This is a genomic window from Stenotrophomonas sp. SMYL89, from assembly GCF_036319985.1.
Taxonomy (GTDB): Bacteria; Pseudomonadota; Gammaproteobacteria; order Xanthomonadales; family Xanthomonadaceae; genus Stenotrophomonas; species Stenotrophomonas maltophilia_Q.
Map to the genome: position 1 here is coordinate 32,357 of NZ_JAWIRW010000023.1, position 15,678 is coordinate 48,034.

Consider the following 15,678-nt stretch of genomic DNA (forward strand, 5'->3'; position numbering starts at 1 on the left):
GGGGGGGGGGGGGCTGGCCCCCCGGGCCCGCCCAACCCCCCCCCCCCGGCGCCCCCCCCCCCCCCCCCGCCACTACCACGAATCAGCCTTACCCCAGATCGCCCAACCGCGCCTGCAACGCCGCGATCGCGGCCAGGCCGGCCGTCTCCGTGCGCAGGATGCGCGGGCCGAGTTGCAGGCCCTGGAAGCCTGCTGCTGCCAGCTGATCACGGTCGCGCGGCGACCAGCCGCCTTCCGGGCCGATCGCGATCACGATGCCACCGGCCGGCGCAGCCTCCAGCGTCAACAGGCGATGCGCGCCCAGCGGATCCAGTGTCAGCCGCAACGTATCGGCGGGTAGTGCCGCCGCAGCCTGCGCCAGTGACAACGGCGAACCCACCTGCGGAATACGTGCGCGCCCGGACTGGCCGCAGGCCGAGGTCACCACGTTGTTCCAGTGCGCCACGCGCTTCTCCGCGCGCGCGGCATCCAGCTTCACCTCGGTGCGCTCGGCATTCACCGGAACGATGGCGCTCACGCCCAACTCGGTGGCCTTCTGCAGGATCAGGTCCATCTTCTCGCCTCGGGCAATGCCCTGCAGCAGAGTGATCGCCAGCGGCGATTCGTTGTCCACCGGCTGCACCGCATCGATGCGCACCTGCACCTCGCGCTTGCCGGCCGCGGTCAGCGTGGCGCTGTAGTCGTGGCCATCGCCGTTGAACAGCACGCAGGTATCACCCTCGCGCAGGCGCATCACCCGCACCAGGTGGTTTGCCGTCTCTTCCGGCAGGGTCAGGGTCTGGCCGCTGTGCAGCGCCAGGTCGATGGGGCAGCGGGTCACGCGCATGCAATCGCCTCGTCAATCGCCGCCAGCGTGGTATGTGCCAGCAGCTCCAGTTGTTCGTCATCCACGCAGTAGGGTGGCATCCAGTACAGCACGTCGCCCAACGGACGCAGCACCACGCCACGCTTCAGCGCGGCCTTGTAGGCGTGCAGGCCCAGTCGCAGCGCCGGGTCGAACGGGGTGCGCTTGTTGCCATCACGCGACAGCTCGAAGGCCACCACCATGCCGGCCTGGCGGACGTCGGCCACGTGCGGATGGTCGCTGAATGGCGCAGCCAGCGTGCCCATCACCGAGGCGATACCACGGTTGCGGGCGATGACATCGTCGTCGCGGAAGATGTCCAGCGTCGCCAGCGCGGCCGCACAGGCCAGCGGGTTGCCGGTGTAGCTGTGCGAATGCAGGAAGGCGCGCTCGCGCGAGTCATCAAGGAAGGCGTCGTACAGTGCCTGCGTGGCCAGTACCGCGGCCAGCGGCAGGAAGCCGCCGGTCAGGCCCTTGGACAGGCACATCAGGTCCGGCATCACACCGGCCTGCTCGCAGGCGAACAGCGTGCCGGTGCGGCCGAAGCCGGTGGCGATCTCGTCGGCGATCATGAATGCGCCGTGCGCATCACACAGTTCGCGCACACGCTGCAGGTAGACCGGGTCATGCATGCGCATGCCGCCAGCGCACTGCAGGCGTGGCTCCAGGACCACCGCGCAGATCTCGCCGGGATACTGGTCGAACAGGGTGGCCAGGCCATCGGCAGCCTGGCGTGCACGATCAGCGGCACTCTGGCCCGGCTCGGCCAGGTAGGCATCGGGCGAGGGCGCGAACAGGCCTTCGGCCAGCAGCGGTGCGTAGACGCGGCGGTACAACGGGATGTCCGCCATCGCCAGCGCGCCAAGGGTCTCGCCGTGGTAGCCGTTCTCCAGCGCGATGAAACGCGTGCGCCGGGGCTCGCCACGGTTCTGGAAATACTGGAACGCCATCTTCAGCGCGACTTCCACGCCGGCCGAACCGTTGTCGGCGTAGAACACCTTGGCCAGCGGTTCGCGGCCGGGCTGGCGTGGCGCCAGCGCCAGCAGGCGCTCGGCCAGGGTGATCGCCGGCTCGTGGCCGAAGCCCGCCAGCATCACCTGTTCCAGCTGCCCGGCCTGCGCCGCGATGGCGCCGCCGATGCGCGGCTCGGCATGGCCGAACAGATTGGTCCACCAGCTGCTGACGGCGTCCAGGTAGCGGTTGCCGTCGTGGTCGATCAGCCATGCGCCTTCACCACGGGCGATCGGCACCAGCGGCAGGGTGTGCGGGTGCTCACGCATCTGCGTGCACGGGTGCCACAGCACCTGCAGGTCGCGTTGCCGCCAGTGCTGGGCCAGCGGGGAGGGGGTTGGGTCTGCTAGCATTTCGGGCTCATGAACATGTTGCTGCCTGCACATTCTATCGGCCCCGGCGCTGGCGCCGGCCGCCGCGGAGATTCCGCATGAACGATGACCGTGCCGGCCGTCGCTTGCCGATCATCCATCGGATCACCGATGAGGAGAACGGCCCCTTCCAGCGCCAGCACCTGGACCTGGAGTTCTCCAACGGCGAACGTCGCCGCTTCGAGCGCCTGGTCAGCCGTGGCCACGGCGCGGTGGTGGTGGTGCCGATGCTGGATGACGAGACCGTGCTGCTGGTGCGTGAATACGCCGCCGGCATGCACCGCTACGAACTGGGCCTGGTCAAGGGCCGGATCGACGCCGGCGAAACCCCCGAGCAGGCCGCCGATCGCGAGCTGAAGGAAGAAGCTGGTTACGGTGCGCGCCGGGTCGACGTGCTGCGCGCAATGACCCTGGCCCCGACCTATATGAGCCATCAGTCGTGGCTGGTGGTGGCACGTGACCTGTATCCGGAAAAGCTGGCCGGTGACGAGCCGGAAGAACTGGAAGTGGTGCCGTGGAAGCTGGCCGAACTGGACCAGCTGATGCTGCGCGAGGACTTCTCCGAGGGACGCTCGCTGGCGGCGCTGTTCATCGCGCGCCAGTGGCTGCAGGGAACGCGATGATCAAACTGACCACGGACCTGCGCGAGACCGCCATCGCCATCGCCCAGGAAGCCGGACAAGCCATCATGCAGGTGTATGCCGATGGCTTCGAGGTGCAGATCAAGGATGACAACAGCCCGGTTACCGCCGCCGACCTGGCCGCCAACCTCGTGATCGAGCAGGGCCTGCAGCAGCTGACTCCGGACCTGCCGATCCTGTCCGAGGAATCGGCGCAGGTGGGGTGGGAGCAGCGGCGCCACTGGGGCGCGTACTGGCTGGTCGATCCGCTCGACGGCACCCGCGAGTTCGTCAAGCGCAATGGCGAGTTCAGCGTCAACATTGCCCTGATCTACCAGGGCGCACCTGCCTTCGGCGTGGTGCTGGCCCCGGTCACCGGCATCGTCTGGCATGCCATGCGTGGCGAGCTGGCCTATCGCCGGCAGGGCCTGCACGACACCGTGCTGCGCACCCGCACGCCGGCCACCGCCCCGCTGCGCGTCGCCGCCAGCCGCTCGCACCGCTCGCCGGAAACCGAGGCGCTGCTGGCGCGCATGGGCCGCATCGAGACCATCGCGCAGGGCTCGTCGCTGAAATTCTGCCGGATCGCCGAAGGCGGCCTGGATGTCTACCCGCGGCTGGGCCCGACCTCCGAATGGGATACCGCTGCCGGCCAGTGCGTGTTGCATGCCGCGGGCGGCGCGGTGCTGTCGGCCGCGACCGGCAAGCCTTTCCGTTACAACCGCCGCGAAACCCTGTTGAACGGCGATTTCATTGCCCTTGGTGATACCAGCCTGCCGTGGCGCGACTGGTTGTCCGACTGACCCTGGAGGCCGCATGAGCGCGCACGACACCCCCACCACCGGCAGCGCCGCCTCCGAGGAGCTGGAGCGCCTGCTTGCGATCATGGCGCGCCTGCGCGACCCGCAGGGCGGCTGCCCGTGGGATCTGGAGCAGAACTTCGCAACCATCGCGCCATACACCATCGAGGAAGCCTACGAGGTGGCCGATGCGATCGACCGCGGCGACCTCGACGACCTGTGTGACGAACTGGGCGACCTGTTGCTGCAGGTGGTGTTCCATGCGCGCATGGCCGAAGAGCAGGGCAGCTTCGCCTTCGCAGACGTGGCCCGCGCGATCAGCGAAAAGATGCAGCGCCGCCACCCGCACGTGTTCGCCGAGGTCAGCGTCGATGATGCCGACGGGGTGATGCGCAACTGGGAGGCGATCAAGCGCGCCGAGCGCGCCGCCAAGGGCGAGCAGGACACCTCCGCACTGGCCGGCATCTCGCGCGGCCTGCCGGAATGGCAGCGGGCAGTGAAGCTGCAGTCGCGCGCGGCCAAGGTCGGCTTTGACTGGCCGGGCCCGCTCCCGGTGCTGGACAAGGCGGCCGAGGAACTGCAGGAGCTGCGCGAGGAGTTCGAGCGCGGCGACATCGCCGGCAACAAGGCGCGCCTGCAGGAGGAGCTGGGTGACCTGCTGTTCGTCTGCGCCAACCTGGCCCGCCATGCCGACATCGACCTGGGCGCGGCGCTGCGCGGGGCCAACCACAAGTTCGAGCGTCGCTTCCGTGCGATGGAAGCGCAGGCCGACGCGCAGGGGGAAGCGTTGGCAGCGATGGACCTGGATGCGCAGGAAGCGCTGTGGCAGCACGCCAAGGCAGCAGAGAAAGCGTGAAGACACTCGGCCTGTTCCTGCTGACCGCGCTGGCCGAGATCGTCGGCTGCTACCTGCCGTGGCTGTGGCTGCGCAAGGGCGGCAGCATCTGGCTGCTGCTGCCGGCGGCCGCCAGCCTGGCGCTGTTCGCCTGGCTGCTGACCCTGCACCCGACCGCCAGCGGCCGGGTCTATGCGGCCTACGGTGGCGTCTACATCGGCACCGCGCTGTTCTGGCTGTGGCTGGTCGATGGCATCCGCCCCAGTCGCTGGGACATACTGGGTGCGGCGCTGTGCCTGGCCGGCATGGCAGTGATCATGTTCGGGCCGCGCGCCTCATCAGTGTAGAGCCGAGCCATGCTCGGCTGCTCTTCCTTCCGGCCGCGCGGGCGCGCGCAAGCCGAGCATGGCTCGGCTCTGCAAGGGCAGCGCTCCCTTCCCGGAAGGTGCATGATGGGGGCGCCCCTGGTCCCCGGAGCACGCGCATGTCCCGCTTCGCCAGCTTCCGCGAGTTCTATCCGTTCTACCTCAGCGAGCACCGCCACCCGGTGTCGCGCCGCCTGCACTTCATCGGCAGCTGCGGGGTGCTGCTGCTGGTTGCGGCGGCGATCCTGCGCGGGCAAGCCATCCTCGTGCTTGCCGCCCTGTTCTGCGGTTACGGCTTCGCCTGGGTCGGTCATTTCTTTTTCGAGAAGAACCGTCCGGCAACATTCCAGCATCCGCTGTACTCGTTCATGGGCGACTGGGTGATGTTCGCCGACATCCTGCGCCGGCGCGTACCCTGGTAGCGGCCGCCCTGGGGGCCGCCCTCACGCGCTATGCTGGGGCCTGGACGTCATCGATAAGGAAAGCGCGATGTTCCCGACCATGTTCTTTACCGTGGTACTGGCCTTTGTGGCCGTGGTGATCCTGTTCAAGGCGGTGCGGATGGTGCCGCAGGGATACGAATGGACCGTCGAGCGCTTCGGGCGCTACACGCACACCATGACCCCCGGCCTGCACTTCCTGATCCCGATCGTGTACGGGGTCGGGCGCAAGGTGAACATGATGGAGCAGGTGCTGGACGTGCCCAGCCAGGAAGTGATCACCAAGGACAACGCTGCCGTACGCGTGGACGGCGTGGTGTTCTTCCAGGTGCTGGACGCGGCCAAGGCGGCCTATGAGGTAGCCAATCTGGAAGTGGCGATGATCGCCCTGGTGCAGACCAACATCCGTACCGTGATCGGTTCGATGGACCTGGATGAATCGCTCAGCCAGCGCGAAGTGATCAACGCCCAGCTGCTGAGCGTGGTCGACCATGCCACCAACCCGTGGGGCGTGAAGGTCAACCGCATCGAGATCCGTGACATCCAGCCGCCGCGCGACCTGCTGGATGCAATGGCGCGGCAGATGAAGGCCGAGCGCGAGAAGCGCGCGCAGATCCTTGAAGCCGAGGGTTCGCGACAGTCGGAGATCCTGCGCGCCGATGGCGAGAAGCAGGCCACGGTGCTGGAAGCCGAAGGCCGCCGCGAGGCGGCGTTCCGCGATGCCGAGGCCCGCGAACGCCTGGCCGAGGCCGAAGCCAAGGCAACCCAGATGGTGTCGGCGGCGATCGCCGAAGGCGACGTGCAGGCGATCAACTACTTCGTTGCGCAGAAGTACGTGGAAGCGTTCAAGGAGCTGGCCAGTTCGCCAAACCAGAAGCTGGTGCTGATGCCGATGGAGGCCAGCGGTGTGATCGGCTCGATCGCTGGCGTGGCCGAACTGGCCAAGCAGGCACTGGGCGACCAGAACAACAAGGCCGCAGGCAAGCGGCCGCCGCCGATCGGAGGCTGACATGCGCTGGGAGGTCGTGGGCTGGGGCGCGCTGGCACTGCTGCTGTTTGCCGCAGAGGCACTGGCGCCGGGCGCGTTCATGCTGTGGATCGGCATCGGCGCGGCCGCCGTGTTCGTGCTGGTGGCCGTGTTCAGCGGCATTCCATTGCTGTGGCAGGTCGTTGCCTTCGTCGTGCTGAGCGTGGTCTCGATCCAGTGCTACCGGCGCTGGGGCAAGGCAAGGGCGCGACCCAGCGATGCACCGTTGCTCAACCGCCGCGCCGAGCAGCTGGTCGGACGGGTGGTGCCATTGCAGCAGGGCATCGTCGGCGGGCAGGGCCGGGTCAGCATCGATGATGCGTACTGGCAGGTAAGCGGCCCGGAACTGCAGGCCGGCAGCCTGGTGCGGGTGGTGGCGGTACGGGGCAGCACGCTGGTGGTCGAGGTGGCAGACCGCCCCGTGTAGAGCCGAGCCCATGCTCGGCTGCTCTTCGTGTGGGAGCCGAGCGTAGGCTCGGCTCTACAGCTCCGCCGCTGCGCTGCGGCGCGCCTGCGGGCGACCGATCTGGGATAATGGGGATTCTTGTTTCCTCTGCTGCCGGACCCGGTCATGACCCAGAAGACGCTGCTCAACGATACCCACCGCGCCCTTGGCGCCAAGATGGTCGATTTCGGGGGTTGGGACATGCCCATCCACTACGGCTCGCAGCTGGACGAGCACCACCTGGTGCGTCGCGAGTCGGGTGTGTTCGACGTCAGCCACATGACCGTGGTCGACCTGCGCGGTGACCAGGTCAAGCCGTTCCTGCGCCGCCTGCTGGCCAACTCGGTCGACAAGCTGAAGGTGCCGGGCAAGGCGCTGTACTCCTGCATGCTGAATCCGCGCGGCGGCGTCATCGACGACCTGATCGTCTACTACCTGGGCGAAGATTTCTTCCGCATGGTGGTCAACGCCTCCACCCGCGAAAAGGACCTGGCCTGGCTGCGCGAGCAGGCCGCGCCGTTCGGCGTCAGCGTCGAGCAGCGGCCGGACCTGGCCATCCTGGCCGTGCAGGGCCCACAGGCGCGCGGGATCGTGATCGGCCTGGCCCGCGAATCCGAGCGCGAGGCGCTGACCAAGCTGGGCCGCTTCGCCGCCCTCCAGGTGCAGTCCGACGACGGCGTCGAGCTGTTCGTCGCCCGCACTGGTTACACCGGCGAAGACGGCTTCGAAATCCTGCTGCCGCAGGATGCCGTGGTCGCGTTCTGGAACCGCCTGCTGGCGGCGGGCGTGAAGCCGGCCGGCCTCGGCGCGCGCGACACGCTGCGCCTGGAAGCCGGCATGAACCTGTACGGCCAGGACATGGACGAAGAGATCACCCCGTACGAAGCGGCGCTGGCCTGGACGGTGTCGCTGGACGAAGGGCGCGACTTCATCGGCCGCGACGTGCTGGAAGCGCAGAAGGCTGCCGGCACCGCACGCCAGATGATCGGCCTGGTGATGGACGAGAAGGGCGTGCTGCGCCACGGCCAGGCGGTGACCACCGCGGGTGGCCAGGGCGAGATCCTGTCCGGCACCTTCTCGCCGACCCTGGCCAAGGGCATCGCCTTCGCCCGTGTACCGGCCGGTGAACTCGGCGAAGTCACCGTCGACATCCGCGGCCGGCAGGTGCCGGTGCGCGTGGTCAAGTTCCCGTTCGTGCGCGAAGGCCAGGCCCAGCCCGGCGTGCTCGCCGACGCCTGATCCGAACATGCCGGTCGTCACTGACAGCAGTGGCGGCCGGTTGGTTACACTAGCCCCGTTTTTTCCACCCCTGCATATCTCTGGAGCAGTCCCATGAGCGAGATCCCCGGCGACCTCAAGTTCCTCAAGTCCCATGAGTGGGCCCGTGTCGAAGGCAATGGCCGCGTCACCGTCGGTATTTCCGACCACGCCCAGGGCCTGCTGGGTGACCTGGTCTACGTCGAACTGCCGGAAGTCGGCGCCGACGCCAAGGCCGGCGAACAGATCGCCGTCGTCGAGTCGGTGAAGGCCGCCTCGGACGTCTACAGCCCGATCAGCGGCAAGGTCGTCGAGGTCAACTCGGCCCTGTCCGACAAGCCGGAAACCATCAACGAAGATGCCTACGGCGAAGGCTGGATGTTCGTGGTCGAACTGACCAACGCTGAAGAGGTCAACGAGCTGCTGGACCCGGACGCGTACGCCGAAGCCCTGGAGAACGACGACCACTGAGTCGTCGTTTCCGGGTTCTGCAACGGCCACCTTCGGGTGGCCGTTTTTGTTTTGGCGAGTACGTCGGCTCATGACGCAGGGTTTGCTGCGCGCCCTCGACGCGGCATCAGCAGACCCGCGAACGGTACCGAGGGGCGTGCGCAGTTTTGCGCAAATCCGCGTTTCCACCCCGCGCCGACGCGTCCGGATGTGAAAACTTTTCGCCCCCCGTTGCGGTGCCGTTGTGCTGGCGTTGGTGGGGGCGGCGACCGCTGCTGGCGATGCGTGCATGCAGTGGCCGCCAACATGCATGCATCTGCGCGGAGTGCTTATTTCAAGTGCTTTTTGTTCAACGCTTGCGTCGTTGTCGTTGCAGGTAACGTGCGTGCGTGGCGCTTTGGTGGTCGTCGAAGGCGGAGCGTGGCGACCGTGCAGGCAACACCGTGGATGGCGCGGATGTGAAAATTTTTCGCGGGGGTTGTTGACAGTAAAAAAAACCGTGATTAGGTTTCGCCTCAGCAGACCTTGCCTGCCCAACCGAGTGCGCAGAATCAATCGTCCGATGCGAAGCAGCCCCTTCAAGACCACCGCGACCCTGATGACGGTGGACATGGCCCCGCTTCCCCCGGAGAAATGCAAGGCACTTCCCGTTCCGATGCCCGCTCCGCCGATCGAGGCGGGCATTGCCGTATCCGTAACGGCGCGCCTGACGCGCCGGCGGTCCCCGCACGCAGCATCCGCGGGTTTGATCCACCTGGGCGTTTCAACTCCCTATCACTGACGAGGAGCCATCCCATGGCAACCAAGAAAGCTGCGAAGAAGAAGCCCGCCGCCAAGAAAGCGGTGAAGAAGGTCGCGAAGAAGGCCGCTGCCAAGAAGGCAGTGAAGAAGGTCGCGAAGAAGGCGACCGCCAAGAAGGCAGTGAAGAAGGCTGCGAAGAAGGTCGCCAAGAAGGCCACTGCGAAGAAGGCAGTGAAGAAGGCGGCAAAGAAGGTAGCCAAGAAGTCCACTGCCAAGAAGGCTGTCAAGAAGACCGCGAAGAAGGCCGTCAAGAAGGTAGCCAAGAAGGCCACCAAGAAGACTGCCAAGAAGGCAACGGCCCGCAAGCCTGCCAAGAAGGTCGCCAAGAAGGCGACTGCCAAGAAGGCCGTCAAGAAGACTGCCAAGAAGGCAGTAAAGAAGACCGCGAAGAAGGCCACCAAGAAGGCTGCCCCGAAGAAGGCAGCGAAGAAGGTTGCCAAGCGCAAGCCGGCCGCCCGCAAGAAGAAGGCCGCTCCGGTCGCTCTGCCGGCAACCCCGGCGCCGCTGATCTAAGTACTTCCCGATAGCCGCATCCTGAAACCCCCTTCCCTGGCTGCCCAGCGGGGAGGGGGTTTTTTTATGGGGCCATTTGCCGCGTCGAGCCATGCTCGACTGCCTTTCCGATAGTTGACGCTAGCGGTGCGGCGCCGGTGGAAAGCGCTCCACCAGGAAATCGATGAAGCTGCGCAGGCGGGTCGAGTGGTAGCGGTCGTGGGCATAGACCACGTGCATCGGCCGGCCGGTCCGGCCATGCTCCGGGAACAGCTGCACCAGGCGCCCGGCTTCGACGTCGGCAGCCAGCAGCAGTGCCGATTGCAGCACGATGCCCAGCCCATGCAGCGCCGCCGTACGCAGCGCTTCGCCGTTGTTGATCTGCAGGCGACCTGTGGGCACATGGTCGAGCCCGCCAGCATCGGCCTGCAGCCACTGCGCCAGTGCGCTGGGTTCGAAGGACAGGCATTGGTGCCGGGAAAGTGCCTGCAGGTCGGAAGGCGTACCATGCCGGGCGAGGTATCCGGGCGAGGCGCACATCATCAATCGATAGGGTGTCAGCGCACGGGCGACCAGCGCGCTGCTGTCAGCCAGCGTACCGATACGCAGGGCGGCTTCGAAACCTTCTTCGGCGAGATTGACGACGCGGTCGGTCAGCACCGCGTCGACACGCACCTCGGGGTAGTGCGCCATGTAATCGGCCAACGCCGGCAGCAGTGCATGCGTGCCGAAGATCACCGGCGCGCTGACGCGCAGCGTGCCTGCCGGTGCCAGGTGCTGGTGCTGGGCCTGCGCATCGGTTTCCTCCACCAGCCGCAGGATCTCCCGGCAGCGGGCGTAGTAGTCCTCGCCGAACGGCGTCATGTGCTGGCGCCGGGTGGTACGACTGAGCAACTGCATGCCGAGCCGTGCCTCCAACGCACGCAGGTGCTTGCCGGCCATCGTCGCGGAGATGTCCAGTGCTGCCGCCGCAGCGCTGAGGCTGCCCTTGTCCACGATCAGCACGTAGACCTGCATGCTTTCCAGCAGGTTCATCTGACACTCCGGGTGTTGAATGCTGAAACCTGTGCGGAGTTTATCAATCAGGGGGGATCAAACAGCATGCACCGCACGGGCCGGATCCACCGGCCGCGCTGACAGGAGAACACCATGGATTTGAACCTTGAGGGACGCACCGCGCTGGTCACCGGGGCGGGCAGTGGCATCGGTGCCGCTGTCGCCAGGCAACTGGCCGCGCAGGGCGTGCGTGTCGCCATCTCGTCACGGCGTCAGGCACCGCTGCAGGCGCTGGCGGCGGAAATCGAAGCGGCGGGCGCACTCGCGCCGATCATCCTGCTGGGCGATGTCACCGACGCCGGGGACGTGCGCCGCATCGCCGACGCCGCGCTGGCAGCGTTGCAGCGGGTGGACATCCTGGTCAACGCAGCTGGCGGCTCGCGGCCAACGACCGTCGATGCCGCCGACGCGATCTGGGAGGAGGCATTGGCGCTGAACTTCTCTGCCGCACGACGGTTGAGCCAGGCACTGCTGCCGGCAATGCAGGCGCAGGGCTGGGGGCGGGTGATCAACTTCAGCGGTTCGATGGAACCGCGCACGGTGAACGCGGCCACGGCGGCGAAGGCGGCGCTTCATCTGTGGAGCAAGGGCCTGTCGTCCGAAGTGGCCGGGCAGGGCATCACGGTGAATGCAATCGCACCGGGGCGGATCAACAGCCCGCAGATTCTTGATCGCCTGCATCCCACCGAGGAAAGCCGGCGCGAGTTCATTGCACGCAACATTCCGATCGGGCGCTTCGGCGATCCGGACGAAGTGGCGCCGCTGGTGGCCTTCCTGGCTTCGCCGCTGGCCGGCTACATCACCGGCGCGGTGATTCCAGTGGACGGCGGCATGCACTACTTCGCGCACTAGCGCTGCGGAGCTGTAGAGCCGAGCCGATGCTCGGCTGCCTTGCGCCAGAATTCCGCTCAGCCGAGCACGGCTCGGCTCTACGAAACAACAAAAAAGGGCGACCCGGAGGCCGCCCCTTCCGTTCACGGTCGCGCCCGCCAGATCAGCGCGGCGAAGCCACCGCGCGGTTGCTCGAGGCACCCTTGCCCTTGCGCTTGTCCTGCTGCGCCGGGCTTGCGCCTTCGGCCATCAGGTTGTCGCTGCCGAAGTCGGTGTCCACATCCAGCCAGCGCTGTGCCGGCAGGCCGAGTGCGGAATCGAGCACGGTCGGCAGCAGGCCGCTGGGCAGGCCGCTTTCGCCGTTCCACATGATGGCGATGCCGAGATCGCGTTCCGGCACCAATGCCACCAGGCCGCGGTAGCCCTGCACGGCGCCGGCATGGAACACCACGTCGTGGCCGGCATAGTCGAAGGTGCGCCAGCCCAGTGCGTAGCCGGCCGAATGCAGGCGCTCGCGGCGCCAGCCCGAACGCATCTCACCGGGGGTGTTGATCAGGCTGGAGTGCAGGGTGGCCAGCAGCGGCGCCGGCAGCACGTCAGGGCGGTGCCCGGTGTGGGCGAGCAGCCACTGTGCCATGTCGCTGGCGCTGGCATTGACGCCGGCCGCCGGGGCGACGCGGTAGTAGGTCGGCTTCGGCGTCAGCGACACCCAGCCGTTGCGGCTGCGCACGTGCGGACGCGCCCAGCGCGAACTGGCCTGGATGCCGGCCAGGCCGAGGCTGGCATCGTTCATGCCCAGCGGCTTGAAGATGCGGCGCTCGACCGACTGCTCGTAGAAGCTGCCGGAAGCGGCGTAGACAACGTCGCCGATCAGGCTGAAGGCCACGTTCTGGTAGGCGTAGCAGTCGCCCGGCAGGCACTTCAGGCTGGTGTTGGCCAGCTTCTGGGTCAGCGCGTAGTACTCGGCGTTGCCTTCGATGTCGCGGTCGTAGGCGTTGTACGGCAGGCCGACGCGGTGGCTGAGCACATCGGCCACCGTCAGGCGGTCGGTGGCTTCGGGCGAGTTGAGGCGGAAGCCCGGCACGTAATCGGTGACCTTGCTGTCCCAGCGCAGCGTGCCATCGTTGACCAGCAGGCCGGCCATGGTGCCGGCGAAGGCCTTGGACAACGATGCCAGGCGGAACACGGTGTGCGCATCGACCGGCAGCGGATTGTTGACGTCGGTAACGCCATAGCCGCGCGCGCTGAGGATACGGCCGCCCTGCACGATCGCCACGGCCATGCCCGGCACGCGTTCGCCATAGGTGAGCTGCTGCGCCATCGATTCGATGTTGGCGACGTTGAAGCCGGGCGCCGGGGCCTGCACGCGCGGCACCAGGCCGGTGCGGTAGGCCGCCGGCTGGGTGTGGGCGACAGTGGGACCCGCAGCGGATTCGATGTTGGTCGGCATCGGCGGCAATGCCGGCGGTGTCTGCGCGGTGGTGGACAAGGCAACAGGCATCAGCATGCCCAGCAAACCGGTGGCCGCCGAACGGATCGGACGACGCAGGCTGTTCTTTTTCATCGTTGTGACCCGTGCGCGACTGCTGATGGCGATTCTAGCGCCGCTTTTCCCTTGTGCACAAACAAAGCGAAGATGAATGCGCATCTCGTTGAAAAAGTTGGAATTTTCACGCCTCCGAAGCGTGTATCGGAACGTGTCATCCGGGCCCGGCCATGACAGTGCGTTGCAGCCTTCAAACGGCCACCTGCTGGCGATGTTGCAGTGCATTGGATAACGTACGCGCTTCACCGCCCCCGGAGCCTGCCATGCCGCTGTCCAACCGCCGTCTTCAGGCGAGGGACACCGCGTGAGTGCGGTACGGGGGAAAGGGCCGCTGCAGGGGCTGGCGGCGGCGCTGCGCGAGTCGCCGGCGCTGTGGTGGTCGTTCCTGTACTTCTTCTGCCTGCTCAGCGGCTACTACGTGCTGCGCCCGGTGCGCGAGGCGATGGCCGCGTCGGCCGACCTGGAGACGGTGTTCCCACCGCTGCTGATCGCCTGGTTCGGAAGCCATGGCATCGCGCTGAAGGACTTCGTGTTGCAGTTCCTGTTCACCTGCGTGTTCGTGATCATGCTGGTGCTGCAGCCGGTCTATGGCTGGCTGGTCAGCCGCTTTCCGAGGCGGGTGTTCCTGCCGGCGGTGTACGGCTTCTTCATTGTCACCCTGCTCGGGTTCTACGTGATGTTCGACAGCGGCGTGCCGGGCCGCGGCATGGCCTTCTTCTTCTGGATCACCGTCTTCAACCTGTTCGCGGTGGCGGTGTTCTGGAGCTTCATGGCCGACGTGTTCTCCAATGTGCAGGCCCGGGCCTTCTACGGATACATCGGCGCGGCGGGCACCATCGGTGCCTTCCTCGGCCCGATCATCACCAGTGCGCTGGTACAGCGTGTGGGCATCGCCAACCTGATGCTGGTGTCGGCCGGTTTCCTTGCCATCTGCCTGTTGAGCATCTGGAGGCTGCGGCACTGGGCGGTGCTTCGCGAGCAGGAGCAGCAGTTGGTATCGGGCGAAAAACCGATGGGCGGCAGTGTGCTCGATGGTCTCAAGCTGATCGTTTGCGAGCCCCTGCTGCGCTGGCTGGCGATCATGGTGGTGTTCGGCGTGGGCGTGGGAACGTTGCTCTACAACCAGCAGGCTGCCATCGTGCGTGCGGCGTTCACCGACCCGGCAGCGAGCACCGCGTTCTTCTCGCGCATCGACCTGGCGGTGAATGCGCTGGCGCTGTTGATGCAGCTGGGCCTGACCCGCTGGCTGTTGTCCCGCCACGGGATCGCACCGGCGCTGCTGATTCCCGGCTTCGCGATCCTGATCGGCTTCTCGGTGCTGGCCGCTTCGCCCATGCCCCTGCTGGTGGCGGTGGTGCAGGTGATGACCCGCGCAAGCGAGTTCGCACTGGCCAAGCCGGCCCGCGAAACCATCTACACCCGCGTGGACCGGCAGTGGCGTTACAAGGCCGGCGCAGCCATCGACACCGTGGTCTACCGTGGTGCGGACCTGAGCTTTGCCTGGGTGCACAAGGGCCTGTCCCTGTTCGGCTCGCATGTGGTGTTCATCGGCGGCATGCTGGTGGCCGCGTGCATGACCGCCGCCGCGTTCGGCGTGCTTCGCGAAGAAAAGAAACTGCCGCGCGACCGCTGATGTTCCGGGGTCAGATCCCTTTCCCTCAGGGAAAGGGATCTGACCCCATTCTTCTTCCCCGTCCAAGGAACTGCCCATGTACTGGATCGCACTCGCCCTGACCTTGCTGGTCGCACTGCTGCACGTCTATTTCCTGGTGCTGGAGATGTTGCTGTGGACCCGCCCGCTGGGCCTGAAGACGTTCCGCAACACAGCGGAGAAGGCCGAGATCACGCGCGTGCTGGCGGCCAACCAAGGGCTGTACAACGGCTTCCTGGCGGCGGGCATCGTGGTGGGGCTGGTGATCGACCAGCCGGTGCTGGTGACGTTCTCGCTGGCGTGCGTGGTGGTGGCCGGGTGTTACGGCGCGTACAGCGTAAGCCGCCGCATTTTCATGATCCAGGCGCTGCCGGCGATCCTGGCGCTGGTTCTTCGCGCGGTGGCGTAGTTTCCAGCCAACGGCGCAGCCCCTCGTGGGTGGTCGCGGAATGCGGGTCATGGGTTGGGTGTGGCGGATGGGCCGTGCAGGGGACGCTGCAAGTACGTCCCTGTAAGCTCGATGGCGCCATCCATGGCGCCAACGCCCCTGCACGGCCCACCCGCCACACCCCTGACAGGTTCCGTGTGCGGCCAGCCCACGGAGAAGAAAAAGAAGATCAAGAGCAACAGCGGGTCGCTGCGCTCGTGGGTTCTGCGCGCACGAAAAAAGGCGGCCGAAGGGCCGCTTTTGCTTTTGCTCTTGCTCATCTTTTTTTCTTACGTGGGTGGACGCCACAGAGATCTGTCAGAGGCAGGGGGCGGTGGGTACGCGGGGGTGTCCGCGGCATGGATGCCGCGGCCAAGCCCCCATGGACGGGTTCACGGCGTCCCCCGCG

Annotated in this window: 17 protein-coding genes; 13 read left to right on the forward strand and 4 right to left on the reverse strand. The window is 66.8% G+C overall.

Annotated features, from left to right (window positions below; translation table 11 throughout):
• Positions 1-88: 88 nt before the first annotated feature.
• Both V3B41_RS18780 and bioA read right to left on the reverse strand, forming a co-directional pair.
• Positions 89-826, reverse strand: a complete 738-nt coding sequence (locus tag V3B41_RS18780) for a 16S rRNA (uracil(1498)-N(3))-methyltransferase (RefSeq protein WP_049431786.1) — start codon at positions 824-826, stop codon at positions 89-91.
• Positions 817-2,208 carry an adenosylmethionine--8-amino-7-oxononanoate transaminase gene (gene bioA, locus V3B41_RS18785; protein WP_285310460.1) on the reverse strand — a complete coding sequence of 464 codons (1,392 nt, stop codon included), beginning with the start codon at positions 2,206-2,208 and terminating at the stop codon, positions 817-819. The genes V3B41_RS18780 and bioA overlap by 10 nt, the downstream gene beginning before the upstream one ends.
• Before the next feature lie 77 nt (positions 2,209-2,285).
• On the opposite strand from bioA, the gene nudE reads away from it, so the two are divergent.
• The 10 genes from nudE (at position 2,286) to V3B41_RS18835 (ending at position 9,779) form a co-directional block, all read left to right on the forward strand.
• On the forward strand, positions 2,286-2,849 hold the full coding sequence (gene nudE, locus V3B41_RS18790; RefSeq protein ID WP_005418435.1) for an ADP compounds hydrolase NudE: 564 nt from the start codon (positions 2,286-2,288) through the stop codon (positions 2,847-2,849).
• Positions 2,846-3,649, forward strand: coding sequence for a 3'(2'),5'-bisphosphate nucleotidase CysQ (cysQ, locus tag V3B41_RS18795; protein ID WP_099552045.1), 804 nt, complete (start codon positions 2,846-2,848; stop codon positions 3,647-3,649). The genes nudE and cysQ overlap by 4 nt, the downstream gene beginning before the upstream one ends.
• Positions 3,650-3,662: 13 nt before the next feature.
• Positions 3,663-4,502 carry a nucleoside triphosphate pyrophosphohydrolase gene (gene mazG, locus V3B41_RS18800; protein ID WP_329861779.1) on the forward strand — a complete coding sequence of 280 codons (840 nt, stop codon included), beginning with the start codon at positions 3,663-3,665 and terminating at the stop codon, positions 4,500-4,502.
• Positions 4,499-4,828 carry a YnfA family protein gene (locus V3B41_RS18805; RefSeq protein WP_049431769.1) on the forward strand — a complete coding sequence of 110 codons (330 nt, stop codon included), beginning with the start codon at positions 4,499-4,501 and terminating at the stop codon, positions 4,826-4,828. Before mazG ends, V3B41_RS18805 begins: the two co-directional genes overlap by 4 nt.
• Positions 4,829-4,965: 137 nt before the next feature.
• Positions 4,966-5,268, forward strand: a complete 303-nt coding sequence (locus tag V3B41_RS18810; protein ID WP_049431766.1) for a DUF962 domain-containing protein — start codon at positions 4,966-4,968, stop codon at positions 5,266-5,268.
• Between the two features lie 67 nt (positions 5,269-5,335).
• On the forward strand, positions 5,336-6,295 hold the full coding sequence (locus tag V3B41_RS18815; RefSeq protein ID WP_049431762.1) for an SPFH domain-containing protein: 960 nt from the start codon (positions 5,336-5,338) through the stop codon (positions 6,293-6,295).
• 1 nt (position 6,296) lies between these two features.
• On the forward strand, positions 6,297-6,740 hold the full coding sequence (locus V3B41_RS18820; RefSeq protein ID WP_049431759.1) for an NfeD family protein: 444 nt from the start codon (positions 6,297-6,299) through the stop codon (positions 6,738-6,740).
• A gap of 144 nt (positions 6,741-6,884) precedes the next feature.
• The gene (gene gcvT, locus V3B41_RS18825) at positions 6,885-7,997 is read left to right on the forward strand and encodes a glycine cleavage system aminomethyltransferase GcvT (protein WP_049431756.1); all 1,113 of its coding nucleotides are present in this window, start codon (positions 6,885-6,887) and stop codon (positions 7,995-7,997) included.
• Between the two features lie 93 nt (positions 7,998-8,090).
• A complete protein-coding gene (gcvH, locus tag V3B41_RS18830; RefSeq protein ID WP_005410701.1) occupies positions 8,091-8,486 on the forward strand; it encodes a glycine cleavage system protein GcvH in 396 nt (131 codons plus the stop codon).
• 774 nt (positions 8,487-9,260) lie between these two features.
• Positions 9,261-9,779: a hypothetical protein gene (locus tag V3B41_RS18835; RefSeq protein ID WP_019338693.1), complete on the forward strand. Its 519-nt coding sequence runs from the start codon at positions 9,261-9,263 to the stop codon at positions 9,777-9,779.
• 120 nt (positions 9,780-9,899) lie between these two features.
• On the opposite strand, the gene V3B41_RS18840 is transcribed toward V3B41_RS18835, so the two are convergent.
• Entirely contained in the window at positions 9,900-10,793 is an 894-nt protein-coding gene (locus tag V3B41_RS18840) for a LysR substrate-binding domain-containing protein (protein WP_049431754.1), read from the reverse strand.
• Between the two features lie 114 nt (positions 10,794-10,907).
• On the opposite strand from V3B41_RS18840, the gene V3B41_RS18845 reads away from it, so the two are divergent.
• The gene (locus tag V3B41_RS18845) at positions 10,908-11,666 is read left to right on the forward strand and encodes an SDR family oxidoreductase (protein WP_049431750.1); all 759 of its coding nucleotides are present in this window, start codon (positions 10,908-10,910) and stop codon (positions 11,664-11,666) included.
• A 142-nt stretch (positions 11,667-11,808) separates the two neighbouring features.
• On the opposite strand, the gene V3B41_RS18850 is transcribed toward V3B41_RS18845, so the two are convergent.
• Positions 11,809-13,209 carry a serine hydrolase domain-containing protein gene (locus tag V3B41_RS18850; protein WP_049431748.1) on the reverse strand — a complete coding sequence of 467 codons (1,401 nt, stop codon included), beginning with the start codon at positions 13,207-13,209 and terminating at the stop codon, positions 11,809-11,811.
• Positions 13,210-13,495: 286 nt separating this feature from the next.
• Between V3B41_RS18850 and V3B41_RS18855 the strand changes: the two genes are divergently transcribed.
• Both V3B41_RS18855 and V3B41_RS18860 read left to right on the forward strand, forming a co-directional pair.
• Positions 13,496-14,824, forward strand: coding sequence for an MFS transporter (locus V3B41_RS18855; RefSeq protein ID WP_295548387.1), 1,329 nt, complete (start codon positions 13,496-13,498; stop codon positions 14,822-14,824).
• A gap of 76 nt (positions 14,825-14,900) precedes the next feature.
• A complete protein-coding gene (locus tag V3B41_RS18860; RefSeq protein ID WP_329861780.1) occupies positions 14,901-15,251 on the forward strand; it encodes a DUF1304 domain-containing protein in 351 nt (116 codons plus the stop codon).
• The last annotated feature ends 427 nt before the right edge of the window (positions 15,252-15,678 follow it).